The organism is Pleomorphovibrio marinus (assembly GCF_003347495.1).
GTDB lineage: Bacteria > Bacteroidota > Bacteroidia > Cytophagales > Cyclobacteriaceae > Pleomorphovibrio > Pleomorphovibrio marinus.
The window spans coordinates 276,725-301,876 of record NZ_QCXY01000001.1 but is presented as its reverse complement, the minus strand read 5'-3'; the positions used below and the strand labels follow the sequence as shown (position 1 = coordinate 301,876).

25 protein-coding genes and 1 tRNA gene are annotated in these 25,152 nt (G+C 42.3%); 12 read left to right on the top strand and 14 right to left on the bottom strand.

Going from position 1 to position 25,152, the window contains the following annotated elements:
- The first annotated feature begins 5 nt into the window (after positions 1-5).
- From DB520_RS01315 to DB520_RS01290, 6 genes are read left to right on the top strand one after another with little or no spacing between them, the layout of a single operon-like run.
- Positions 6-959 (top strand): stage II sporulation protein M, encoded by a 954-nt coding sequence (locus tag DB520_RS01315; protein ID WP_114747862.1) that lies wholly within the window; start codon positions 6-8, stop codon positions 957-959.
- The gene (locus DB520_RS01310) at positions 960-1,823 is read left to right on the top strand and encodes a hypothetical protein (protein WP_114747861.1); all 864 of its coding nucleotides are present in this window, start codon (positions 960-962) and stop codon (positions 1,821-1,823) included.
- A 3-nt stretch (positions 1,824-1,826) separates the two neighbouring features.
- Positions 1,827-2,561, top strand: a complete 735-nt coding sequence (locus DB520_RS01305) for a DUF4129 domain-containing protein (RefSeq protein WP_114747860.1) — start codon at positions 1,827-1,829, stop codon at positions 2,559-2,561.
- Positions 2,558-3,766, top strand: coding sequence for a DUF4350 domain-containing protein (locus tag DB520_RS01300; protein ID WP_114747859.1), 1,209 nt, complete (start codon positions 2,558-2,560; stop codon positions 3,764-3,766). Before DB520_RS01305 ends, DB520_RS01300 begins: the two co-directional genes overlap by 4 nt.
- Complete coding sequence (locus DB520_RS01295) at positions 3,759-4,778, top strand: AAA family ATPase (protein ID WP_114747858.1); 1,020 nt, start codon at positions 3,759-3,761, stop codon at positions 4,776-4,778. Before DB520_RS01300 ends, DB520_RS01295 begins: the two co-directional genes overlap by 8 nt.
- Complete coding sequence (locus tag DB520_RS01290; protein WP_114747857.1) at positions 4,775-6,115, top strand: DUF58 domain-containing protein; 1,341 nt, start codon at positions 4,775-4,777, stop codon at positions 6,113-6,115. Before DB520_RS01295 ends, DB520_RS01290 begins: the two co-directional genes overlap by 4 nt.
- Positions 6,116-6,170: 55 nt before the next feature.
- On the opposite strand, the gene DB520_RS01285 is transcribed toward DB520_RS01290, so the two are convergent.
- From DB520_RS01285 to DB520_RS01260, 6 genes are all read right to left on the bottom strand, one after another.
- A complete protein-coding gene (locus DB520_RS01285) occupies positions 6,171-7,031 on the bottom strand; it encodes a fumarylacetoacetate hydrolase family protein (RefSeq protein WP_114747856.1) in 861 nt (286 codons plus the stop codon).
- Positions 7,032-7,365: 334 nt separating this feature from the next.
- Entirely contained in the window at positions 7,366-8,124 is a 759-nt protein-coding gene (locus tag DB520_RS01280; protein ID WP_114747855.1) for an SDR family NAD(P)-dependent oxidoreductase, read from the bottom strand.
- 175 nt (positions 8,125-8,299) lie between these two features.
- Entirely contained in the window at positions 8,300-9,193 is an 894-nt protein-coding gene (locus DB520_RS01275; RefSeq protein WP_114747854.1) for a PIG-L deacetylase family protein, read from the bottom strand.
- Positions 9,194-9,388: 195 nt separating this feature from the next.
- Positions 9,389-9,470: transfer RNA gene (locus tag DB520_RS01270), tRNA-Leu, on the bottom strand.
- 88 nt (positions 9,471-9,558) lie between these two features.
- Positions 9,559-10,761, bottom strand: coding sequence for a DUF4270 domain-containing protein (locus DB520_RS01265; protein WP_232834789.1), 1,203 nt, complete (start codon positions 10,759-10,761; stop codon positions 9,559-9,561).
- Between the two features lie 130 nt (positions 10,762-10,891).
- Positions 10,892-11,707 carry a glycogen/starch synthase gene (locus DB520_RS01260; RefSeq protein ID WP_114747853.1) on the bottom strand — a complete coding sequence of 272 codons (816 nt, stop codon included), beginning with the start codon at positions 11,705-11,707 and terminating at the stop codon, positions 10,892-10,894.
- A gap of 127 nt (positions 11,708-11,834) precedes the next feature.
- Here DB520_RS01260 and panC point away from each other — a divergent pair, with 127 nt between their 5' ends.
- The 6 genes from panC to DB520_RS01230 all read left to right on the top strand — a co-directional run bounded on the left by panC (position 11,835) and on the right by DB520_RS01230 (position 17,092).
- Positions 11,835-12,692, top strand: coding sequence for a pantoate--beta-alanine ligase (gene panC, locus DB520_RS01255; protein ID WP_114747852.1), 858 nt, complete (start codon positions 11,835-11,837; stop codon positions 12,690-12,692).
- A gap of 11 nt (positions 12,693-12,703) precedes the next feature.
- Positions 12,704-13,051: an aspartate 1-decarboxylase gene (gene panD, locus DB520_RS01250; RefSeq protein WP_114747851.1), complete on the top strand. Its 348-nt coding sequence runs from the start codon at positions 12,704-12,706 to the stop codon at positions 13,049-13,051.
- A 1-nt stretch (position 13,052) separates the two neighbouring features.
- A complete protein-coding gene (locus DB520_RS01245) occupies positions 13,053-14,054 on the top strand; it encodes a lysylphosphatidylglycerol synthase transmembrane domain-containing protein (RefSeq protein WP_114747850.1) in 1,002 nt (333 codons plus the stop codon).
- Positions 14,055-14,087: 33 nt separating this feature from the next.
- A complete protein-coding gene (locus tag DB520_RS01240; RefSeq protein ID WP_114747849.1) occupies positions 14,088-14,780 on the top strand; it encodes a zinc metallopeptidase in 693 nt (230 codons plus the stop codon).
- Positions 14,781-14,880: 100 nt separating this feature from the next.
- A complete protein-coding gene (locus DB520_RS01235) occupies positions 14,881-16,020 on the top strand; it encodes an acyl-CoA dehydrogenase family protein (protein ID WP_114747848.1) in 1,140 nt (379 codons plus the stop codon).
- Positions 16,021-16,159: 139 nt separating this feature from the next.
- A complete protein-coding gene (locus tag DB520_RS01230) occupies positions 16,160-17,092 on the top strand; it encodes a helix-turn-helix domain-containing protein (protein ID WP_114747847.1) in 933 nt (310 codons plus the stop codon).
- On the opposite strand, the gene DB520_RS01225 is transcribed toward DB520_RS01230, so the two are convergent.
- The 8 genes from DB520_RS01225 to DB520_RS01190 form a co-directional block, all read right to left on the bottom strand.
- Positions 17,072-17,851 carry a phosphoglycerol geranylgeranyltransferase gene (locus DB520_RS01225; protein WP_114747846.1) on the bottom strand — a complete coding sequence of 260 codons (780 nt, stop codon included), beginning with the start codon at positions 17,849-17,851 and terminating at the stop codon, positions 17,072-17,074. The genes DB520_RS01230 and DB520_RS01225 overlap by 21 nt on opposite strands.
- Positions 17,835-18,176, bottom strand: a complete 342-nt coding sequence (locus DB520_RS01220) for a hypothetical protein (RefSeq protein WP_114747845.1) — start codon at positions 18,174-18,176, stop codon at positions 17,835-17,837. The genes DB520_RS01225 and DB520_RS01220 overlap by 17 nt, the downstream gene beginning before the upstream one ends.
- A gap of 11 nt (positions 18,177-18,187) precedes the next feature.
- Positions 18,188-18,532: a phage holin family protein gene (locus tag DB520_RS01215; RefSeq protein ID WP_114747844.1), complete on the bottom strand. Its 345-nt coding sequence runs from the start codon at positions 18,530-18,532 to the stop codon at positions 18,188-18,190.
- A gap of 203 nt (positions 18,533-18,735) precedes the next feature.
- Positions 18,736-19,452 carry a DUF421 domain-containing protein gene (locus tag DB520_RS01210; protein WP_114747843.1) on the bottom strand — a complete coding sequence of 239 codons (717 nt, stop codon included), beginning with the start codon at positions 19,450-19,452 and terminating at the stop codon, positions 18,736-18,738.
- Positions 19,449-20,027 carry a DUF421 domain-containing protein gene (locus DB520_RS01205; RefSeq protein WP_114747842.1) on the bottom strand — a complete coding sequence of 193 codons (579 nt, stop codon included), beginning with the start codon at positions 20,025-20,027 and terminating at the stop codon, positions 19,449-19,451. The genes DB520_RS01210 and DB520_RS01205 overlap by 4 nt, the downstream gene beginning before the upstream one ends.
- 861 nt (positions 20,028-20,888) lie before the next feature.
- Positions 20,889-22,295 (bottom strand): short-chain fatty acid transporter, encoded by a 1,407-nt coding sequence (locus tag DB520_RS01200; RefSeq protein WP_114747841.1) that lies wholly within the window; start codon positions 22,293-22,295, stop codon positions 20,889-20,891.
- Positions 22,296-22,399: 104 nt separating this feature from the next.
- Positions 22,400-24,667 (bottom strand): TonB-dependent receptor, encoded by a 2,268-nt coding sequence (locus DB520_RS01195; protein WP_114747840.1) that lies wholly within the window; start codon positions 24,665-24,667, stop codon positions 22,400-22,402.
- Between the two features lie 114 nt (positions 24,668-24,781).
- Complete coding sequence (locus DB520_RS01190) at positions 24,782-25,144, bottom strand: hypothetical protein (RefSeq protein ID WP_157971890.1); 363 nt, start codon at positions 25,142-25,144, stop codon at positions 24,782-24,784.
- Positions 25,145-25,152: the final 8 nt, after the last annotated feature.

Genomic DNA, 25,152 nt, shown 5'->3' with positions numbered 1-25,152 from the left:
TACACATGCGAGAAGCAGCTTTTGTAAAGGCAAATAAAGAGAAATGGGCAGAATTTGAAAATGTTCTAAAAAATAATCGCAGCATTCCTCCAGATAGCCTTGCGGAGCTTTATCTCGAAATTACCGATCAATTAAGTTTTGCTAGGACTTTTTTCCCTCAGAGTAATACCACGAATTATCTCAATCAGTTGGCGGTCTCCTCACATCGCCTGATCCATGCAGCTAAAAAACCGGATAGCAAGTCCTTAAGTTATTTTTTTCTGACCGACTTTCCCAGCTTAGTCGCAAAAAGCCACAAGGTTTTGTTGTTTGCCTTCTGTTTTTTTTTACTTTTTTCCATTGTGGGAGCATATAGTGCCGGTACGGACAAGGCTTTTGTAAGAAGTATAATGGGAGATCAGTATGTGGACATGACATTACAAAATATCGCAGAAGGAGACCCCATGGGGGTGTATAAAAGTGAAGGTGCTACAGAAATGTTTTTGGGTGTGACGGTTAATAACATCCGGGTTGCGTTGCTGGCATTTGGCCTTGGGATTACACTGGGTATTGGTACACTCTACATATTGTTAAAAAACGCCGTAATGCTTGGCTCCTTCCAATATTTTTTCTTTGATCAAGGGTTGTTTTGGGAATCCGTAAGGACGATTTGGATCCATGGAACCATAGAAATTGCGGTGATCATCGTTGCTGGCAGTGCAGGACTGGTAGTGGGTAATTCCATATTGTTTCCGGGTACTTATTCCAGGCTTTATTCATTTAGGAGGGGCGTAATTAGAGGGAGCAAAATAATGTTAAGCACGGTTCCATTCTTTATATTGGCAGGGTTTCTAGAAGGATTCGTGACTAGACTTACTGCTATGCCGAAAGGGTTGGAGTATGGCATAATTTGCTTGTCATTAATTTCGGTAGTAACTTATTATGTTTTTTATCCTATTTACTTAAAAAGAAAACTTTAAATGGATACAAATCGAATTTCCCTTAGGTCAGAAAGAGAGCTGGGAGCGATTCTTTCTGATGGTTTTACCTTTCTAAAAGAAAACATAAAACCCATTTTCCGCATTTTGTATAAAACCGCTCTCCTCCCATTTCTGTTACTTTTGGTGGCAGTAGGCATCACTTCCACCTATGGATCTGGTGGAAGTGGGGTCATACTTATCTTGGAGGATGGGAATATACTTGCCGGCTTGAGTATAGTGTTGATGTTGGTGGCGGGACTGGCATACAATTTACTTACTGCATCGGCTATTTGGGAATTTATGAAAGTGTACGGTAGGGATGTACATGAAGTAGATGAAAAGCAAGTGGTCAGGCAGACTTTTAAAAATGCAGCTAAATTGTTAGGGTTTTCTTTCCTGGCTTTCATCATTTTAGTTTTGGGTTTCATGTTATTTGTTTTTCCAGGGATTTATTTTTCTGTGCCCCTGTATGTGGGTGCGGTTGCCATGATCATGGAGAACAGAAATTTGAGTGCCGGTATCTCAAGGGGTTTTGACCTGATAAAAGGACAATGGTGGGTAACCTTTGGGACCATCCTAGTGATCTTTATAATATTGGGGATTATTTCCTTCACCTTTCAGATCCCGATGTATGCCTATTTGATGTTGAAAAACTTGGTCTTTTCGGAGGAAGGCGGAGGATTAATGGTTGCTGGGAAGGATGTGATTTGGGTAGTTATCTCTGTACTAACCAATGCCATTACCTACCTGCTCTATATCGTCCATATGGTATTTGCAGGGTTGGTCTATTTTGACTTAGACGAACAAAAGAGCAGCACTGGGCTTTTTGATGAAATCGAAAAGTTGGAAAAAGCGAATGAATAGATCATGCTCAAAAGTTTATTTACCTGTGTCATTTTTCTTTTTTTACAACTATCTGCCTTTCCAGAATCGGGTTATTTGAACAAAACCAAGCATTACCCGGATACCTCCACGACCGAAACCAATAAGTTTAATAGGGACCTTTACGAGTCTATCAGAACCCAGGCTGAATTTTCCTACGTAGATATTCAGGCTTCGAAGTCTTGGGGGGAGAGGTTAAACCAGTGGTTGACGGATAAATGGAAAAGGCTCTGGTCATGGATATTTAATGGAGGGAAGGCTACGGGTATAGGGGCAATATTAATGAAAATAATCCCCTACTTATCCATTTTGCTTTTATTGGTGGTAATCTTTTGGGTAATGACTAAACTTGAGCATGTCCAGTCTAGGGATCATGGGCTATCCGTTTCACCAAACCTTGCTTCAGAGGGAGATTTGGTTGCCAACGCGCAATTTGCTGAATTAATTCAGGATGCCTTAAAAAACAAGAATTATGCTTTGGCATTGCGGTTTAGATACCTCCATGCCTTGCAACTTTTGTCCAAGCAAGGATTAATCCAATGGCAAGACCAAAAGACAAATTCTGATTACCTTCAAGAAATTGAAAACCCCGAAATTAGGGGGAGCTTTTGGGAGATTACACGGTGGTACCAATTGGTCTGGTATGGAAAGAGGGAAATGGACGAGCTACTATTTCTTGAAGCAAACCAGGTTTTTGAACGATTCAAGACACTATTATGAGGATTAACTACTGGATAGGGCTGGTATTGCTAGTAATGGTTCTCATTTTCATTACCTTCTTAAGCCTTTACCAAAAGCCTCCCCTGGATTGGAGCCCTAGCTACTACAGGTCCGATAAATCGCCCTTAGGGAGTATGATCGTTTATGAGCTAATGAAAGATTCAAGAGGAGATGTTTTATTCCAGGATGTCCGAATGCCCCCTTATGAGTTTCTGGAGTTATACGCCGAAGAAGGAACCTATTTGTTTTATAACTCAACCATGGATTGGAATACCAGGTCTTCCGAAGCAATTATGGACTGGGTGAGTAATGGAAATACCGTTATGGTAGCTACAAATTCCATCCCCAAAAACCTTCGGGACACTCTTTCACTTCGCTTAAAGAGGTTGGACGAGGAATTTGAGGGTCATACAAATTTGACTTTTTCCGCAGTCAATTCCCCTGTTGAGGCTATTTATAATTTGAATCAGGTATTTACTCCCACCTACATTGACCTAGAATGGGATGATTCCTTGAATTATACTGTTTTAGGTGAGGTGAAAGTAGGCTACCAATCTGATGAGGAGGAAGGTTTTGCTATGCCTAATTTCGTGGAGATAGCCTTTGGCCAAGGACGTTTTCTGATTCATTCCGAACAATCGGTTTTCAGTAATTACTTTTTGTTGGAGGAGCAAAACCTCTCCTATTTGGAAGCAGTATTGTCATACCTGCCGGATAATCAACCCCTATATCAAGACCATTTTTATAAGGTTGGCAGAGTGGATCCCCAATCCCCATTGTATGTGCTCATTGAAAATAAATCATTGAAAATGGCCTACTATTGCATACTCATTTTAGGATTGTGCTGGGTGATATTCGAAGGTAAAAGGAAGCAACGAGCCATTCCTGTGCAAAGGGAAGCAGAGAACCAAACCCTTTATTTTTCCGAGACCTTGGCAAAGCTGTACTTAAAGAAAAGCGCTCATTCCTCAATGGTAAACTATCAAATCCAATTCTTGATGGATTATGTCATGAGAATGTACCGAATAGACTTAAATTTAAAGAATTCCAATTCTTGGAAAATGCTTGCGGAAAAAACAGGCCGTTCCCAACAGTCGGTGGAGGAAGATATGAATCTACTTGCTCGTATCGGGCAGTTGGATCGTAAATCCAATAAAGAACTACTCAAAGTAAACGAAATTGTAACTGCGTATACAGATGAATGAAGAATCACAAGCTAATCCAGAACCAAACCAGAATAGCGGAGATGGTCAATTTGAAAGCAGGCTTCCCCTAAAGGAGCTTAACCGTGCCATGAACCTGGTCCTGCAGGAGTTAAAGAAAATTATTGTGGGGCAAGATGAGATGATGGAGCTGCTAATGGTCGGTCTTTTGGCAAAAGGCCATATTTTAATTGAAGGAGTACCAGGGGTGGCCAAAACCATTACGGCAAAGATTTTTGCTAAGACTTTACAAACCCAGTTCAGTAGGATTCAGTTTACACCTGACCTTATGCCAAGTGATGTCCTTGGTACCTCAGTTTTTGATAGGAAGTCCTCCAGCTTTGAGTTTCGAAAAGGCCCTGTATTTTCGAATGTCATATTAATAGATGAGATTAACCGATCACCAGCAAAAACTCAATCGGCCTTGTTTGAGGTTATGGAGGAAAGGCAAGTGACCCTCGAAGGCCAAAAGTACGAGATGGAAAACCCTTTTATGGTATTGGCAACCCAGAACCCCATTGAGCAAGAAGGAACTTATGCCCTTCCAGAGGCTCAACTCGACAGGTTTTTATTCAAGATTGATGTAGGTTACCCTACATTGGATGAAGAGGTACTTATTCTGGAGGGGCATCATGGCCGGGGGCACCGGGATGTGTTAGGAAAGATAAATGGGGTGATTAGCCCAGAGGAAATTAGGGAATTTCAGGATTTATCTGCACGAGTTCTTGTGGAGAAAGATTTAATGCATTATATAGCTTCCCTGATCACCAAGACAAGAAATCATCCTCATTTATTTTTGGGGGCCTCACCTAGAGCTTCTCTTGCGATTATGCGGGCAGCTCAGGGATTTGCGGCTATAGACAGCCGTGATTTTATCATTCCCGAGGACATTAAGAGGGCGGCAAAACCTGTACTGAGGCATAGGATAATCCTTACTCCGGAAAGGGAAATGGAGGGAATGACTACCGAATCTGTCATTGAAGCCATTTTAGAATCAGTTCCAGTTCCGAGATGAGGTTAATAGGATGGTTTAAGAGCCTATTTATCGGAAGATATTTGTTGATTTATCTGTCTATTTTGACAGTGCTGTTTCTATTCGGGTATTGGTGGGAATGGCTCTTCGATATTGCTTTGGTCCTTTCTGTCATACTGGTTATGGCAACCATGTGGGATGCCCTGAGACTGTATGGAAAGCGGCAAGGGCTATCAGGGGAAAGGCTCCTTCCAGAAAAGCTATCCAATGGTGACGAAAACCAAATCGAATTAGTATTAAAAAGTGATTTCAGGGTAATGCTGATTGTGGAGGTAATCGATGAATTGCCGGTTCAGTTTCAGTCAAGGGATTTTCTTTTATGTACTAAACTATCCCCCGGCTCCACTCAAAAGATGACCTATACCTTAAGACCCAAAGCTCGTGGGGAGTACAGTTTCGGGGAGCTTCATGTTTTCATCCAAACGTCCTTAGGACTCCTTAAAAGAAGATTTAGCTTTGGGGATAAGTCGACTTGCAAAGTCTATCCATCCTTTATTCACATGGGTAGATACGCTTTCATGGCACTTAATCCAAAAGCTAGCACAGAGGGGATAAAGAAAACCAGGAGGCTGGGGCACACATTAGAATTTGAGCATATCAAAGAATACGTTCCCGGGGACGATATAAGAAACATGAATTGGAAAGCTTCAGCAAAGAAGGCTGACCTCATGGTGAATGTATTTCAGGAACAAAAATCCCAACCCCTCTATGTACTCTTGGATACCGGCAGGGCAATGAAAATGCCTTTCAATGGGTTAAGCTTGCTGGATTATGGGGTAAATAGCGCGTTGGCCTTTGCTAATGTTGGATTGAGAAAGCAGGATAAGGTAGGATTAATTTGTTTTTCAAACCAAATCCACCAAGCACTCCCTGCTAGTAACCGAAAAGGGCATTTGAGAAATTTTTCTGATTCATTATACCGGTTGGAGACCCACTTTTTGGACTCGGATTTTGGACTGCTTTATGCCACCATAAATTTCAAGATTCCTACCAGAAGTCTGTTGGTCCTTTACACCAATTTTGAGCATATTGGAGCACTTAAAAGACAATTGCCTTATTTACAGGGACTAAACAGGAAGCATTTGTTGGTAGTAGTGATTTTTGAAAACACCACTCTTTCAGTATTGGCCCAATCAAAAACGGATTCTGTGTTTGGAGTCTACAAGAAAACGATTGCGCAGAAACTTACCCTTGAGAAAAGGCAGATGATTCTAGAGATGGAAAGAAGAGGTATTAGCTGCCTTTTGACACCACCAGAACAATTGACGGTTAATACCATCAACCGCTATCTTTCCATTAAGGCGAAAAATTTATTGTAAAAACAGCCAACCCCTGTTCTTTGGGTTGGCTGCTGTAAAATAAATTGGGAACAACTTATCCTTTATAACTTACTACCTCTTGTCTTGAAGTTCCAAGACCTTCCACACTGAGTTCCACCACATCACCCTCTTTTAAATAGGTGGGAGGTGTTAATCCCATACCTACTCCGGATGGGGTTCCAGTGCTGATGATATCTCCTGGAAGCAATGTCATATATTGGCTAATATAGCTTACAAGTTGCTCTACATTGAACACCAAATCAGAGGTATTGCTGTTTTGAAGAATTTTGCCATTTAGTTTGAGCCAAAGAGGCAATTTATTGGGGTTTTTAATTTCATCCTTTGTTACCAAATAAGGGCCTAGCGGGGCAAAGGTGTCGGCACTTTTCCCTTTTACCCATTGACCACCATGTTTCAGTTGCCAATCCCTTTCGCTTACGTCGTTATGAAGTACATAACCGGCAATATGGTCATAGGCGTTGTTTTCAGAGACGTAACTGGCCTTTTTTCCAATCACAATGGCAAGTTCCACTTCCCAATCACTGGCACTGGAATTTTTTGGGATAACGATGGGGTCAAAAGGCCCTGAAATTGCAGAAGTGGCCTTCATAAAAAGAACCGGCTGTTTGGGCACTTCCATCCCACTTTCTTTGGCATGTAGGGAATAATTTAGTCCCACGCATAGAATTTTAGAGGGTCTAGTGAGTGGCACACCTAATCGTTCCTCCTTGGAAACTTCCGGACAGGCCGATTCATTGGCTTTTAGCCAGTTTTCTAGCTGCTTTAAACCATTAGGATCACCAAGGAAATTTTCATCCCAATCTGAACCGAAAGCACTGCAGTCCAGTCTTCTTCCATCTTCCAATACTATTCCTGGCTTTTCATCACCAATTTTTCCAAATCTTATTAATTTCATATGATTATAATTTGTTTTTTAAAGGCCATATGGAATCTCGCATCTCCCCGATAGCTATCGGGGCATCCCAGTGTGTGACGTGCTCGTCATGCTCGATTTCATGTGTTTATAATTGATTTTTATTTGCCACATGGAATCTCGCTTTGATAATCATCCCTCCGTGTGAGGTTCTCCTCATGCTCGATTTCATATGATTATAATTTGTTTTTTAATGGTCAGAGGGAAAGGGCAGAACCATTTCTAATCTAGGCTATTGGTTCTTTAATTGAATATTCATTTTCTATTGGAAAAGCAAAATTTGCTCATGGCCAATTCATGTGTTGGTGTATGTTAGTTACATTTTTAATTTTGTGAATCCCCCATCTACCAAGTAATTGGCTCCGGTGAGGAAGGCTCCTTCCTCTGAAGCGAGAAAATAAGCCATATTGGCCACTTCCTCCGGGGTACCCATTCTTCCTATGGGTTGTGTAGCTGCCAGTTGCCCATAAATCTCCTCTTCTTTACCGGGGTAATTTTTAGCCAGGTATCCGTCCACAAATGGGGTGTGGACCCTTGCAGGGGAAATCGCATTGCAGCGTATATTGTCAGCCACATAGTCCCTTGCGATGGAAAGGGTCATAGTAAGCACGGCACCTTTAGTCATGGAATAGGCAAATCTATCTTGAATGCCCATGGTGGCGGCTACCGAGGCCATGTTGATAATCACCCCTCCTCCTTGGGCCTTCATTCTGGCAATTGCTGCCAAGGAACAATTGTAAACGCCCTTTATATTTACAGCCATTAGCTTATCCAAATCCTCTTCAGAGGTCTGTTCCAAGTTGCCTACATGGGAAATTCCCGCATTGTTCACCAATACGTCCAAATTGCCGGAAATCTCTTCTATGACTTTTATTACCTCAAGCTGGTCAGAAACATCTACCTTTTTGAAAATGGCATTTCCTCCTTGTTGCTGGATTTTTTTGGCTTCTTCCTGACCTGTTTTTTCATTGAAGTCAAGCAGAAACACATTGGCTCCAGAGGAAGCAAACCTTTTTGATATGGCTAGACCTATTCCACTGGCACCTCCGGTTACCAGTACGTTTTTTTCTTTCATATGATTATAATTTGTTTTTTAAAGGCCATATGGAATCTCGCATCTCCCCGATAGCTATCGGGGCATCCCAGTGTGTGACGTGCTCGTCATGCCCTGACTGCCGTCAGGACAGGCTCGATTTCATAAATTGATTTACCCATTAATTATTATTAAGAACAAAATGTCGATTGGTCCATCATTTTTGAAGCATGGGAAAAAGCCGTTTGATTTCCTCTTCATTGGGTCTGCTACCATATTCACAGATTTCGAAAGCTTCCGCATATTCAGCCTGAGCGGCTTTTTCAGGCCCATACCATCGTTCCAGAGCGGTAATGGCTTCAGGGCTCATACTTCCCCAGCGTTTGGTTTTCAACCATTCCTTTCTTTCCTCGCTGCTTTCAGGGACTTCATCTTCATACCTGCCAATCCAAGGAAGCCACTCATAAAATTGGGATTCATGGGCATCCATGGCATATATTTTTTTGTCTATTACAGAAGTGATATCCACTGCAATATCTGCCGTGAATGGGTTTGGCTTTTGGAAGTTATCCTGGAAATATAAGAACACCGGGTTTTTTGAAAGGGGTGGGGTGTCTGGGGCAATATTAGGAACACCCACCATGTAGGCTGCATCCTGTACCAAAATTGCGGTATATCTGTGATCCGGGTGGTAGTCGTTTGGTCGGTGGGAAATTACCACATCCGCATCCCAGTCTCTGATTAACCGAATGATCTGCAGACGCACAGGTAAGGTTGCCAATAGTTCCCCGTCGTGATTATCCAGCACATCGTACGATATACCCAGTCTTCTGGCCACTTCCTTAGTTTCTTCCCTTCTCCTTTTAGCCAGCATTCCTCCTCCCTCAGACATGTGGCCTGCATCCCCATTTGTCACAGAGACAAACTTCACGTTATGCCCCATCTCCACAAAAATGGCTGCCGTACCCCCTCCCTTGATGTCGCAATCATCTGGATGGGCACCAATCATAATAATATTGAGGGGTTTGTCTTCCTGGCCTTTGGTCGGTACATTAATAAGGAAGAGAAGAATTGCAAGCAGTAAAAATGCTGGTAAAGTTTTGGTTTTCATCTGTTTATAATTTTTTTTCAGCGGTCAGATGGAATGCCCAGATTAATCATCCCCCTGTATGAGAATTTTTCTCATGGGCATTTCATGGGTATACTGGAAATTAGTAAATTGCTGAGAGTGAAGATAGGTAATTTGACACAAATTTTCAAAATGTGTATAAAAGCGGAGCCAATACTTTTCTGGGAAAAAGAAAAGTGCGCACGAAAGGACTCGAACCTTCACACCCGAAGGCGCTGCCACCTGAAGACAGTGCGTCTACCAATTTCGCCACGTGCGCAATAAATACAAATCTGTTCAAAATTCACCTAATCAACAAGCACAAGTCAAAAAAATATCGAGAAGTTGAATGGAGAAATGCTATCCGTCTAACGCTTGACTTTTGTATAGTAAACCTTAAGCATGATGTGGTCTTTCCTTACTTGGTATTCCCTAAGGGATCTCTTAAAATGGTCCGCACCTTGGGAGTTGGGATCTCTAGGATAAACTAGCAAATCCCTTCTTTCTAACCCAGAACGATAAAGTGCATTTATATAGGAAGTGACCTGGTTTCTGAAAACACGGCTCTCCGTGTCAAGTATAAGGGAAGTTTGATTACTTACTGCCGGAACCACATTCCCCTGACTGTCCTGGTTTGTTTGGTTGGCGTTTTCTTGTTGCACGGCCACCAAGGCACCATCTGACCTAACCATTATCCGATTGTTATCTGTACTGAAATACATAAGCAATCGGTTGTGTGGGGTTCTGTGTTCGGGGTAATCAGCTATAGGTCCTATTTCTAGCTGTACTTGGTTGAAACTTACATTAGCCAAGGTATCCAGAAATTCCTGAATTGGTGAAGTGTCCAGCTTCAATAAAAGCCCCAGACCCGACTTGCTTCCTAGGTAGTCACCAGGTACATCAAAGGACTGTCCCCTTTCCATTACATTTTCCAGAGGGGTGCCGGACGGGTCATTGTTGACATGCGTAAAATGCCTGGATTGTATGGTGTTGATAGGGTAAGTCCTGCTAACGGTGTCTTCATCATAGTGGTAATAAATAGTCATTCCAGTACCACCACCTATATTGGCGGAAATGTTGATGTTTTCATCCGGGTTGCCTTTAATAGCTATGCCCTTGAAGTATTCCCGAAAGGTAAAGATGTTGGAGAAAACCGGGTCATTGGTGGTCAATTTTCCAAATAAATCTGCTGCTAGATCGGAATCCAAATCCATGGTAAGTGTATTGACGGTGTCGGGCTTTAGGATAAAGGAACCCGAAGCAATAGGATTTTCAGCATCATAATCCAACTTGTCGAAATTATAATAGGTGGTGTCAAGCAGGGCTTGGGTAAGCCGATGTACCTGAAAATTTTTAGGTTGATCAAAGTTCTCTCCTTCCAGGTTGGAAACATTGATGGAAAATTTCGCGGAGTCGAAAATAGCATCTTCCCTGAGCAGGGAGGCTCCGGGGTTGAAGGATAGCCTGCTAAAACCTATGGCTTCAGTTACCCCAAAAAAGTCACTCTTGTCTCCCCCCACGATTATCCTCCCCTGACTACTTGTGGTATTGAAGGAGTCCAATAAAACCATTGAAGCAGATAGGGGTATTTCTGAATAAAACACCCCTATCTGCTCTGTGCTTGGATCTAGAACTAGACCGATCTCTGAGGGATCGGAACAGGAATTTATAGATAAAATGATAGACAGTGCTGCAGCCAGCTTAACCGGCGAGCTCTGTATAAATATTGTAATAGCTTTCAAAAAGCTGACCTTCTTCCTCACTGTTAATTTCAAACCTTTTATCTTTATTAGATGTCTCCTCGATTAAATGAATTAAACTTCCTGAAGTGTCTTCTCCCCTTACGACCACATCCGCATAGGTAGTACCCAATTTGGTAAACCCTTCGTAGTCTTTGGTTTTGATAGGATCCAGCAACTGGTCGTCGATATCCACCATTTTGATTTTGTCAAACAAATCGTCCCCAAATTTATGATTAAATCCGTTATTGTAAATGGCAAATACGGATTTTGTGTCCTTAAAAAGGGGTTCTTTTTTATAGGTTGTTTTCAAATAAAGCGGGATAAGGCTAGTCATCCAGTCGTTACAGTGTACTACGTCTGGAGCCCAGCCCAACTTTTTCACAGTTTCCAACACGCCTTTGCAGAAAAAGATAGCCCTTTCGTCATTATCTTCATAGAACTTGTTTTGCTTGTCAAAGAAAACGCTTTTTCGCTGAAAATAGTCTTCATTGTCAATAAAATATACCTGCAGCTTTGCATTTGGTATAGAGGCCACTTTGATAATAAGAGGCTTCTCCTCTTCTCCTACTGATATGTTGATGCCGGAGAGCCTCACCACTTCATGTAGTCGGTTTTTCCTTTCGTTGATCAACCCAAACCTGGGGACGAGAATTCGTATTTCCATGCCCCTCTCCTGCATGGCTTGGGGCAAGGCCCTTACGAAGTTAGCCACTTCCGAAGTCTGCAAAAATGGGTTGATTTCACTTGCTACATAAAGGATTCGAAGTTTTGACATGTCTTGTATTTTTTATTTAGGGATATAACGGGACTACAAAATTACGAAAAAAATCAGAAAAAACCATTGTTTTTATTCAGAATGATATACTTTTGCAGCTATTTTGTAAAAACTAAGCTTGCTTTCATTGAAGATTGTAAAGGAAATTGAGGCACTAAAGTCAGTCCTTAACCACGTTAGAGGCACTTTCCCAAGTATAGGTTTGGTGCCCACAATGGGCGCACTGCACCAAGGGCATTTGGCACTTATCCGTGCTGCCAAATCTCAAAGCGACTATGTGGTCGTTAGCATTTTTGTAAATCCCATACAGTTTAATCAGGTTAAAGACTTTGAGAATTACCCCAACACCCTGGAATTTGACCTTGAGTTATTGAAAAAGGAGATGGTGGATTTGGTTTTCATTCCAAGTACTAAAGAAATTTACCCCAAGCAAGTAGGCTTATCCTTGTCTTTCCCCAATTTTGACAATATGTTGGAAGGCAAGTTTAGGCCAGGGCACTTTAATGGAGTTGGAATTGTTGTAGCCAAGTTGTTGCACTTGGTTCAACCAGATTTGGCATTTTTTGGCCAAAAGGACTTGCAACAAGCATATGTAATCAACCTTCTAGTCGAAGGACTTAGTTTTGGTGTGAAGATAGTGGTGGTGCCAACGGTAAGAGAGGAGGATGGTCTTGCTTTCTCTTCCAGAAACCTTAGGTTGGGGTTGGCCGAAAGGAAAATCGCCCCCAAGCTGTATGAAACCCTTTCATTGGCAAAAAAGAGGTTATTGCATAAAAAGACCTGGCAGGAGGTTAAAAGAACTTTAACTAAAGAGTTGGAAGGTATCGATAGTCTTAAATTGGAATATTTCGAACTTGTCCGGTTGCCAGATTTTGTCATTGTGCAGCATTGTGCAGCAGATGCCGAGTTTGCACTTTGCATAGCTGCCCACTTAGGGGATATCAGATTAATAGACAATGAAATTATAGGATTCCATCCTGAATAAAAAGTCAAACCATGCAAATCCAGCTTCTAAAATCCAAGATTCATCGGGTTAAAATTACGCAGGCAGAACTACATTACGTAGGGAGCATTACCATAGACGAAGATTTGATGGACGCTGCTCAAATCATCGAGAATGAGAAGGTGCAGATCGTAAATATAAACAATGGGGAACGACTTGAGACCTATGTCATAAAGGGAGAAAGGGGAAGTGGTCAAATATGTCTTAATGGCCCCGCAGCCAGAAAGGCTCAGGTGGGCGATATCATTATCATCATTTCCTATTGCAGCATGGATATAGCCTCTGCCAAGTCGTATAAACCTGTAGTGATTTTCCCGGATAGTCAAAACAAGCTCCAATAGTTTGAAGGGGATTTCAAAAACAATTTTACAAGTTATCGTTCCCCTTGCTTTGGCCTTGGGTTTATTTTGGTATTTGTACAAGGACTTAAGCATAAGCCAACTTTACGATGCCCTCAGAAAGACATCCTTTCTATGGGTAGCACTTTCCATAGCGGTTTCCATTTTGGGGTACTATATCAGGGCATGGAGGTGGAAGCTGCTGATAAACACAGAAGAAGAGGGGAAAGTTAGTATTTTGCCTGTATTTTGGGGGCTAATGTTTGGCTACCTTGTGAACCTCCTATTGCCAAGGGCCGGCGAATTAGCAAGGTGTGGAGCCGTAAACAGGATCAGCAAAGTTCCGGTCGGTAAACTGTTGGGCACAGTGGTATTGGAGCGAACTGTAGACATGCTTTTTATGCTGCTTGCGGTACTACTTGCACTCTATTTGGAGAAAGGGACCTTTTTCAGCATACTTGCTAAGCTCGGCGCTTTAGAGAGTCTCTCCGAAAAGGTGGTGAACTTTATGCCTTTTTTCTTTATTATCGTGTTGCTCCTTTTTGTCATTGGCTTCTTGCTGAGCAGGCTTCTTGCGCAAAGCCAAATTGTCAACAAAGCACGTCAGTTTGTCACTCAGTTTGTGGCAGGTTTAAAAAGTGTGGGGTTAATTTCCAATGTTTGGGGGTTTTGGGTTGCTTCGGTATCAATTTGGATAATATATTACCTGATGATGTACTGGCTGGCTCTAGCGATGCCTGTGACCGAAATGTTGACTCCAACAGCCGTTTTAATGGTCATGGTAATGGGGAGTATTGGAATGGTGGCACCTGTACAAGGTGGAATAGGGACTTTCCATGCATTGGTGGCCTTCATCTTGGTGTTTTACGGCCTGGATGAAGAGGAAGGAAAAATATTTGCCGTGGTGGTCCATGGTTCCCAGGTTCTCACTATTCTTGTCTTTGGCATTGTAAGTGTATTAGCGCTTTGGAAACTTGACAAAAGTCCAAAACTTAAAAGGGAGTAGTTTCGTAAAAATCTTAAATTAAAATATAAAGCAATGATTCTAATATTAATTGTAGTTGTCTTTGGCATTTTGGGATATGCGGTAAGCAGCAAGTTGAAAAACAAATTCAAAAAGTATTCCCAGACTTCTTTGCAGGCCAATCTTTCCGGCAAGGAGGTGGCTGAGCTTATGCTGGCCGATTACAACATCCCTAATGTAAAGGTGAATTGTGTGGAGGGGCAACTGTCTGATCACTACAACCCCATGAACAGAACGGTAAATTTGAGCCCCGACGTGTATTATGGAAGGAATGCCGCGGCTACAGCAGTGGCGGCACACGAATGTGGTCATGCGGTACAACATGCCACTTCTTATGCTTGGCTTCAGCTTCGTTCAGCGTTGGTCCCTATTCAAAACATCAGTGGTAAGATCCTAAACATTGTACTTATTGGAGCCCTTTTTGGGGGTATTGCAATTTTTGGATTGCCCTATGAGGTGGTGGGGATGGTAGTAGTGGGATCTTATGGCATGCTTACCTTATTCTCCCTTGTTACCCTTCCGGTAGAGTTTGATGCAAGTAATAGGGCATTGGCCTGGGTTAAACAGAGGAATATCGTTACCGCTCATGAATATGGGATGTCAAAAGATGCGTTAAAATGGGCAGCCATGACATATGTGGTGGCGGCGTTGGCTTCATTGGCCACTTTGGCTTATTATTTATTTATTTTCTTTGGAAATAGGGATTAATCGCAACATTTCATAAAAAAATGTAATTCAATTTGGGGGACAGGAATTGTTCCCCAAATTTTTTTATGTATATTATCACTCAAATGTTTTGAGTAATAATATGGATTTTTCTTTGACGGAAGAGCAGGAGGCTGTAAGGGAGGCCGCAAGAGATTTTTCCCAGACCCATCTATTGTCCGGAGTTGTAGATAGGGACTCAAAAGCCCTTTTTCCTAAGGAGCAGGTGAAGATGATGGGGGAATTGGGTTTTATGGGTATGATGGTTTCCCCAAAGTTCCTTGGCGGTGGCATGGACACAGTGTCCTATGTATTGGCCGTGGAGGAAATAAGCAAGGTAGATGCATCTTGCTCTGTTATTATGTCCGTTAACAATTCCTTGGTATGCTGGGGCCTAGAAAAATATGGTAGCGAGAAGCAAAAGGAGAAATACCTTAAGCGCCTTGCTAGTGGGGAAATTTTAGGAGCTTTTTGTCTTTCTGAGCCGGAAGCAGGTTCTGATGCTACCTCTCAAAAAACTACGGCAATGGATCACGGAGACTATTTTTTGCTCAATGGCACTAAAAACTGGATTACCAATGGAGGTTCTGCGGAGGTTTATCTGGTAATGGCCCAAACAGAACCTGGTTTGGGACACAAGGGGATTTCTGCATTTATCCTTGAGAAAGGATATGAGGGGTTTTCGGTAGGGAAAAAGGAGGACAAGTTAGGGATAAGGTCCTCAGATACCCATTCACTGATGTTCGCGGATGTAAAAGTGCCAAAGGATAATCTTATAGGGAGCCTGGGTTTCGGGTTTAAATTTGCCATGGAGACCCTCAACGGAGGAAGGATAGGGATTGCCGCACAGGCTCTTGGTATTGCTTCCGGAGCTTATGAACTCGCTTTAGCATACTCAAAGGAACGGAAAACCTTTGGGAAGCACATTAGTGAGCATCAAGCGATTCAGTTCAAGTTGGCTGAAATGGCTACTTTGATAGATGCAGCCAGACTTATGGTATTGAGGGCAGCATATTTGAAGGACTTAAATCAAGATTACGCGGATGCCAGTGCGAGGGCCAAGCTTTATGCCTCTGAAATTGCCATGAAGGTTACCGTTGAGGCCGTTCAGATCCATGGGGGGTATGGGTATGTGAAAGAATATCATGTAGAGAGATTGATGAGGGATGCAAAAATCACCCAAATTTATGAAGGGACCTCGGAGATTCAAAAAATAGTCATATCAAGGGGTCTTATAAGATAATTGAATTTAGGTCTATTTTTTTTTGAGTATAATGCTTTTACTATCGTAAATCAGTTTTTTTTAAATTTTTATCTAATATTGTCTTTATAATTTAGAAAAAAGACATACTTTTAACAAAAAAAACCTAAATGCACCCATCATGGAATATTACAATAAAGTAATAGAATCTGTTGGCGTACGGTATTTACGGGGGAACAACTTCAAGATAGAGAGACCCGTTTCCGTTGTCGACTACGTAGACTCAGAAAACACTGCCATTTTATTGCACAGGGGCTCATTGACCTTTGGGGAGGATCAAGAGGCTGTAAATGAGGGGGAAATTCTTTTTCTTCCTGCGGGCAGACAAACAAGGGTATCTTTTGGAACGGTCACTAAAAGGAACGAGGCTCCCAATGAAGTTTTTTTGGAGAACAAAAAGAAATACTTGCAAACCATTAGTTTTAAGGAGATCAAAAACCTGGATGATGACTGTATTTCAACGGTTTCCTTTGAAGCAAAGGTTTTTGACGTAGTTAATTTTTTCAATTCTTTGGGTATACCACCTTTCGTTATCCGGTTTAATGACAGGGTTGCATCAGTATTGGAGGATATCGTAAAAGAGTCTGAGCAAAACACCCCCGGTAAGGAAAGAGTCATGAAGCTCTACACCGAGTTGCTAGTGGTGGAGATTGTTCGCCATATCCTTAAAAACAGGTTGTTTGTGGAGGAGTTATCCACTAATAGCACCTACTTTAAGGATCCAAGGCTCATCGACATGTTTAATTACATCAAAAAGAATATTGGAGGAGACCTTTCCAATAAGGTGCTTGCCAAGGTTGCCAATGTTTCGGAAGATTATGTGGGGCAATATTTCAAGATGTTGACTGGAATCAATCCCCAGGATTACATTGAATACCAAAGGATGGAGGCAGCGGTAGAGCTTTTGAGAACCACCAAGAAAAGTATTAGGGACATCGGGAAAGAGGTTGGCTATAAGGATACAGCATATTTCTGTCGCCGATTTAAGATGATGTATGGGTTGCCCGCTGGCAAAATGCGTAGAAGGGAGTCCTTAATTAACGTTCAGGGATAGGTTATAAACCCTTAAGTGATGTAAGACCTCGACGATAAAGTCGGGGTTTTTTTCCACCTCATTTCCAATGACGATAAGGTCGGCCCCTGCACTGCAAGCATCCTTGGCTTTTTGAACAGAGTTTATACCACCTCCAACTATAAGTGGGGCTTTTAACCCTTTTTTTAGCAAGGAAATCATGGCAGGAGGAACAGGCTGTAAAGCACCACTTCCTGCTTCAAGGTAAAAATATTTTAACCCCAAAAACTGTCCCGCCATGGCTGTTGCCAAGGCAAGATCGGGCTTATCTCTAGGTATGGGTATGGATTGGCTGATGTAATTGGCACTGGTGAGTTTACCACCCTCAATCTGAAGGTAACCCGTGGGCAATACCTCTAAATCAGAACGGGACAACTGCGGAGCGGCAAGCACATGTTGGCCAATAAGTAGTTCGGGGTTTCTGCCAGAAATTAGGGAAAGGAATAGGATGCCATCCGCGTTTTCGCACAACTGGAGGACGCTACCAGGGAATAATACTTTGGGAACCCTTGGAAAATTTTCTGAAAGGGAATCCACTGTTTCAGCAATATTCCCTGTGCTGATAAAACTACCTCCAATCAAGAAAATGTCCGGTTCTGGCAGGCTAGTCTTGCTATACAAGTTTTTGAGTTCCCGTAATGCATTTTCTTTATCGGGATCTACCAACAGAGCTACCCCTTTGCTACCAGAGGCATGTAGGCCTTTTAAAATTCCGGAAACTGCCTTATTTTTCTTTTTCACCACCAGACTGCATTTTCATGGACATGTAGGCGAGGAATCTCTTTTTCAGGAAGTCCATTATCACCCAGAATAGCCTTTCTCTGATGTTTCCCCAAATGGAAAATCCCTTTTTCCCTTTTTTCTTTTTCTTCTTTTTTTTCTTTTTGGGTTTTTCAGGGGCTGATTTACCAGTTAATTTAACAAATCCATAACCTAAAATACCTGCCGCCAATGCAGCACCAGCCACTTTGAGGTAAACATCGGAGTCTTTTTTCAAAAGTTCCATTTGCTTTTGGAGGGTTTGCTCCAATTCTTGGGATTGCTTGTGAAGTTCAATTTGATCCATTTAAATGGGGCTTACTTTCTCTTAAATATAAACAAAAAACTAGTCAAACTTCGCTTAAGGCTGGATTGCAGGGAAAAGGAATTCCTGATCAAGAATAATATCAGAAGGATGAATAAATAGATCCCACCCACCATAAGGAAGCCAGCATGAGTACTTTCCATCAAAACTGCGAAATAGAAGGCTAAGGCAATACTTCCGAAAAGCAATATGAAAAGAGAGGTCAAAACCATAAACACCAATACCACCACTCTGGTAAAAATGGTACTTAAATCGTCCTTAATTTCTTCCAACAGGATTTTTATCCTGATTTCAATCAATTTTTTAAGGGTGTTGATGAGTTCGGAAAGGTTGAGCATATAAAATAATTTTGGTTAAATTACTTCATTAGAAGGTTAAACTCTAATTACATAAGAACTAGGCTGAAATTCAGGTTTATCCACTATGGATATAGACAACCGTTTTGGCAAAAGTCCTCTTGCTTAAAATTAAGATAATTTTTTTGTTGATTTCAAAAAATCCTCAAATTCGGTGCTAAATTCTCACATTTTCCGCCATGATTTTATGAATTTTCTGTTTTGAGCAACACCGCGCTCATCCAGGAGGTGGTTTTATTGCAATGTCCACAAGATGTATTTTCTTGAGAAGCTCGGACCTTACCACAAGTGGTACAGGCTTTATCCCCTGGAAATTTAAAGACCTCTTCCTCAAACTCTTTATCGAAGTCGGGTATAACGGGTAGCCCTGGCATAGGACGCCCTTTCTTTACCAGGGAAAAGGAGCCGTTCGCTTCTATGATCAATTTGGATACTTGTCCTGTATGGTAGATCCCCTCGGAACGTAATTGTGCATTTAACCTGTCCTTAGAAACCGTAGCCCTTCTCATTGCGCTTAATTGATAGACTCCATCTTCTACCAATATCTCCAAATCCCCTAACATCTGTTTTTCCAGCTTTTCATTACTAAGGTGCTGATGGGAAATGACGCGTTGGGATACTACCACGATTATTGCGATAATCAGTCCTGGTAGCAAACCCTCCATGGTTCCCAGCACAGGTACACCAATAGCTGCAGCCAGACAAACCAAAGAAATAAGTTCAAGACGGCTCAGCTGGGAGGACATTCGCGTGCCCATGGCACGCATGGCAACAATTAGCAAAAGGTATACAAAGAGGGTCCTAAAGATTATTTCTAGGATAAACCAGGCATCTACACCTTCTCCAAATATTATCCGGCTGTAGTCATCCAAGGAGATTTCCAAAAAGACCGATTGTATCATGTGAGATTGATTTTTGTGGTTTGAGAAGGTACTATCGATTGCCCTGTACTATTTCCCTTATTTTTGTAGATAGAGACCATTCCTGCCGCCTCCAGATACATACGTTTTACCTCTCCTAAATGGGTAATACCTTCATTTCTTAATAAGGCAAAAAGCTGGTTTTTGGAAATTCTCGCATTTTTTAAGGCATCTTTTTGGGGCTTGCCATCCTTTACCAGCATTTTGCACCTGCCTTTGGTGATGTTTTCAAACTTTGAACTTTTTATTCCTATATAACTTATTCCCCTCTGAAAAAATATAGCTACCATAAAGGCGGTGATCCCAAATAGCAAGCCCCTATCCTGAAGCTGCATAGGAACTGCAACAAAAGCACCTAGGGTAATCATCACGGCCAGCTCTGACAAGGAAAGCATGCCTCCCATTCTTTTACCCATAATTCTAATGCTCACCACTAAACACAAGTAGATGACTGCCGTACGAATGAAGACCTCTACAAGAAAAATAGCCGGGGCGTCCCCTATCAAAATTCTATGCCAGTCCCAAAGAACGATCTCATCCCTAAATCTAGGTTCCATAATTTTTTTTTGAAGTGCAGCTCATATATCGTTCCAAGTTTTGGACATAGACTATTTAGTTGGCTATGTAGATTAAAGCTGAAATTCGGGAAAGGGGATTTTTCCCACCTTATGGTTAAATGGATTTTTATTTGGGGAAGCCCATTCTGCTCTCCCGAGCTACCGGAGCATTCCTCTGGATGAGGTGATGGGGTCCTGTTCGATTTAATATCCTATTCCAAAGTGAGAGACCTATTTTCAGCAGGCCTCACTTCATTGATATAAAAAAACGTGTTTCACCAGTTAACATTAAAAAATCTTGTACCGAACCCTTAACAAAATTTGCGAATTCCCAGGATTTAGTTTTTTATGAAATCGAGCCTGTCCTGACGGCAGTCAGGGCATGACGCAAGCGACGCACGGAGGGATGATTATCATGGCGAGATTCCCCCGAAGCGAGTCCCCCGAAACAAGTTCGGGGCAGGCAGGGGCAGGCTATGTGGCCATTGAAAAGAAAATATAAACACATCAAATCGAGCCTGCCTGGACGGCAGGCAGGCATGACGAGCACGTCACACACTGGGATGCCCCGATAGCTATCGGGGAGATGCGAGATTCCCCCGAAGCGAGTTCCCCGAAGCGAGTTCGGGGCAGGCTAAATGTCCTTTAAAAAACAAATTATAATCTTATGAAACTCTCCTTTCGAATGACATGAAGTTTCTATTTACCTCATTATATCAAGTGATACCCTCATTTGCACAAACATCCTAAAAATCCCTCGGCGACGAGTAGTAATTATTTTCTAAATAATGGTAAATGTGTTCCAACTGCCGGAGGATTGAAAGATATGGAAATCAAAAGAGCAAAATATCCGAAACAAAACTACAATTGCATAGGCAGGTAACTAACCATCAGCAACTCTATAACTAAGTAAATCAGGAATGGGATAAAGAGAAACCCAAGTACATCACGGATTTGGATGTTCACCCCATGAAACATTACAGGAGTAATGGTAAGCAGGAAAAAAGGCTGTAACAGATTTGTCAATGATTCCCCGTAAGCAATCGCCATAGCACCTCTAGCAATCATCTCCGTTTGTTTGGTATCTGGCATTCCTGTGCTTAGCTCCTTTATGGCCACCACAATTCCTGGGGCCAAAACCGCAAACTCTCCCCCAGCAGAGGGTATAGCAAAATTGACGATAGCTCCAGCAAAAAAGGAATAGGCAGGATAGGTAGCAATAGTGGCCAGTTCAGCTAAGCCTTCTCCTACCTTATCTCCCAAACCAGTATATAACATGATCCCCATAATCCCAGCATAAAAGGGGTATTGAAAGATGATTCCAGAAACATTTGAGGAGGCTTTTTTCATAGCTAACACATATCTCATTGGAGTTTGATGAAGGGCCATCCCGACGATTAGAAAAGAAAAGATCATGATAGAAAGATCCAAGGAAAACCCATTTTGGTAAAAGTGATGAAACAGGAAAACAAAGCCCATTCCAACTACAGGAAAAAGAAGCCATACAGAATGGTTAAACCGATCGGAGGGTAAAGGAGGTGTGTTTCTCGTTTTCAAAGCTTCCTCCTCCACGGACTTTTCTTCCTTATTTTCTCCCCCTTTGTTCAGTAAAAGGGAGTCCAAAGTAACCGGATTACGTCTTGGTCTAAACAATACCATCAGTATTGGGGGTGCAAGTAAAATAAAAACAACAAAGGCCGCATTTAAGGGAGTCAGTAAGGTACTCGAGGTAGGGATGGTTTCCTGCAAGATACCCTGCTGTATGAGGAAGTTATCCGGAGTATTGAGCAAAAGGGGAATGGTACTGGAAAAACCTCCTACCCAACCATGAAAGGTGAGGTATACGCAGGCCACCAAATAAGGGTAATCTACCCCATTTACTCGCTCGGCCAATTGCCTGGCAAAAATGGCCGTAACAACTACCCAGCTCCAACTTACAAAGCTCAATATCGCCCCGACCAACATTACTGTACCATATACCCGAATGGGTGTATGCACGTGTTGGGCAAGCCTATTTATCAACTTCTGGAATGGCCCAGATAGGGCAATGGCATATCCAGTAACCAGAATCAGCACCATTTGCATACCAAATTCCAGCAAGTCCCAGAAACCTGTGTACCAAGCAGTAATTATTTCCAAAAAGGAGGCCTCCGTAACTGCCCATACCACTATTACACAAAGGATTGTTAGCGAAAGGGCAAAAACGAAGGCATCAGGTACCCAAGACCTAAACAACTTTGAAAAAACCAGTGAAAACCGATGCATCATACCTATAGAGAAGTCATTGAGGACTTGACCCGGATTTGGCTTAAATATATAAAAAAAGGGTAGGCTTATAACAAGCCTACCCTTAGAATGAAGTTTAAGCGAGATTAAAAATTGAGCCTGAGGTTTAAGGCTACGTTTCGCCCTGTTTGGTGAATACCAAAAGGCCGGTATAGGGACATGTGATCTAAATAAGCAATGTTCAACAGATTGGTGCCACTGATGTAAGCATCCACTAATTGTCCACCTAGACGTAAGCTACCCCCGATATTGAGACCCAATAGATAGTAGCCTGGCGTTGCTTCCTCTAAGATTGCAGGTCGGTTTTGGTCAAAAATGTATGAACCTAGCAAGCTTATATAGGGGTTGAGGATACCCCCCGCATCCTTAAAATTAAAATTAATCTCTTGGTTCCAACGAAACGCAGGGATATAAGGGAGGTTGGTGTTGTCAGACCTCCTTTCACCTATCACCATACTGTAAGAAGTAGATCCGGTCAGCCATTTGGTGTTACTGGGGTGGATTTCAAGAAAGGCTTCTCCACCATACAGTCTTGCATTGTCCTGCTCAAAACGCCAAACCGTTAAGTCTCCAACAGTTTCGTCGGTAGGAGCAAAGAAAATATAATTGTTTACATGGTTATAGAATACTTCTCCTGCAAGGGAAAAATCTGGTGTCTTAAACCTGACTCCGAGGTCAGTCTGGAAATTCTGCTCCCTAATGAAATTGGTATTTCCTACTTCAAACCTAACTGTACCCGGGTGTGGTCCATTGGCATATAATTCGGCGAGATCCGGTGCCCTGAAGCCAGAAGCAAGATTCAACCTAAACCTCCATCTATCCGATGGTCTAAAGGTTGCACCACCGCTGGCAGTGATGCCATCGAAGGTGGCACTGTGTTGACGGGATTCCGGTGCTCCGGGCAATTCAAACCCATAATCCACGAATTTATCTCCACGAGTGTCGGCATCTACTTTTCTATAATCATACCTCAGGCCGCCTTGCACCACCCAGGCATCCCGGGAGTAATTGAGCAAGCCATATATGGAGCGATCATCCTTGGTGGCATCTGGTATCAGGATTTCTTCAGCCACATCCTGGTTTTCATTTTGAAGGTAAAATCCTTGGACTCCAAAGATAGCTTCCAAGTTGGGTCTTAGCTCTTTGAAGTATTTGATGTCATACATGAAATTTCTTTGGTTCAATCCCAAATCCACTTCATCCACAGCGTCTTCAATTTCTTGCCTATAGTTCCAATGGTAACCTAGAGTTACTTTTAATTTATCTTCACCAATGAAAATATTGGTTTCGGAATTAAGAAAGTGGTCTTGAACATCCTGAAATGGCAATTGCATGCTTCTGTCATTCCTGCTGGTGATCAACCCATCTACTTCATCATCCTCAATAAAGCCTAAGTTTTGTTGTAGATAAGTATAGCGCAGTTTGGTGTCCCCCCATTTTTTTTCAAGGCCGACACCTGCCTTAATGTTTTGGGTATTGAACCTGGTATTGCCTACCGTGTTACCGTCTCCGTCCAAGTAATCGGCATGCGATTCGGTGGCAGCCCTAAGGGACCAATTAAACCCGTCAAGGGAAGATCCTCTTACCCCTGCATCCACTCTCCCGCCTAAAGAGTTGGTATATCCTCTCAGGTTGACATCACCGATTACCTGGCCAGCAGGTGCATTACCCTCTTCGATCAGGTTGACTACTCCAGCCATGGCACCCGAACCGTAAATAATAGAAGCAGGTCCTTTGATCAATTCCACACCTGAAATCCCAGTTTCGGTAAGTCCAAGGCCATGATCAGCCCCCCATTGTTGGTTTTCAAAGCGGGCACCCTGGTATACGGAAAGTACCCGGCTAAAGGATAGACCACGAACCACTGGTTTGCTAATGCCCGGGCCCATGGATATTTCATTAACCCCAGGAGTCCTGGCAATGGCCGACATTAAACTTGGGGCAGGGGCTTTAAGTATATCGGTTTGGCTGATTTTTTCAATGGAAATCGGGGAACTTTCTTTACTCATCACATATGCCGCAGACACCACTACCTCATCTATAGACGTGGTGGATTCCTCCAGCCTCATGTCAAGGGTAGTGGAGCTGGAAGGGTTTATCTTTGATATCGTTGTTCCAAAACCCATAAAAGAAAACTGTACGGTAATGGTTCTTGAGGGAAGGTTTGAAATGCGGTAAAACCCATCTAGGTCGGTTATCGTCCCTCGGTTGAGCTCTGGTACAAAAACCGAAACCCCTGGTAAGGGTTCACCACTTTCCGTGTCAGTTATTTTTCCGCTAATGCTGTTGATGTCGTTTTGTGCCATCACGATGTGCATACACATGGTGAGGACTAGGGTAAATAGGCCTTTCATTAAATTTCAATAGTTGCTGAAGAAACAAAGTTTTTTTCATACTTACCATTGCCCATTGACATCTTAATTCCAATAAGATATTGGGAACTTAATAGTATGGTAAGTAGGGGGTAATCAAGAAAAATTGAAAGGGGGCGCCCTGAGGGAAACGATGGAGTCACAGTCCGACCATTCTAAGTCTTGGGAGACTTCATTTAACACTTCGTTGAGTTCAAAGACCTCAAACTCCTGAAAATCTACCCTATCAGGGAGAAAATATTGAGCGTGGCTGATAAGGTCTAATAGAATTAATTCATTTTCAGAGTGATCACGTTTTTGCTCATCCTCTTCAGACAAATAAGGGTGAGCGTGCCGAATGGTCTCTCCTGAATCAAGATCATGTTCATGATAGAAAAATATGCTGTTTGCCAGCATCAACAGGATTAATCCCATAAATGCGTGACTGATGTAGGGCAATATTTTTCTTAATTTTTTCAAACCTGATT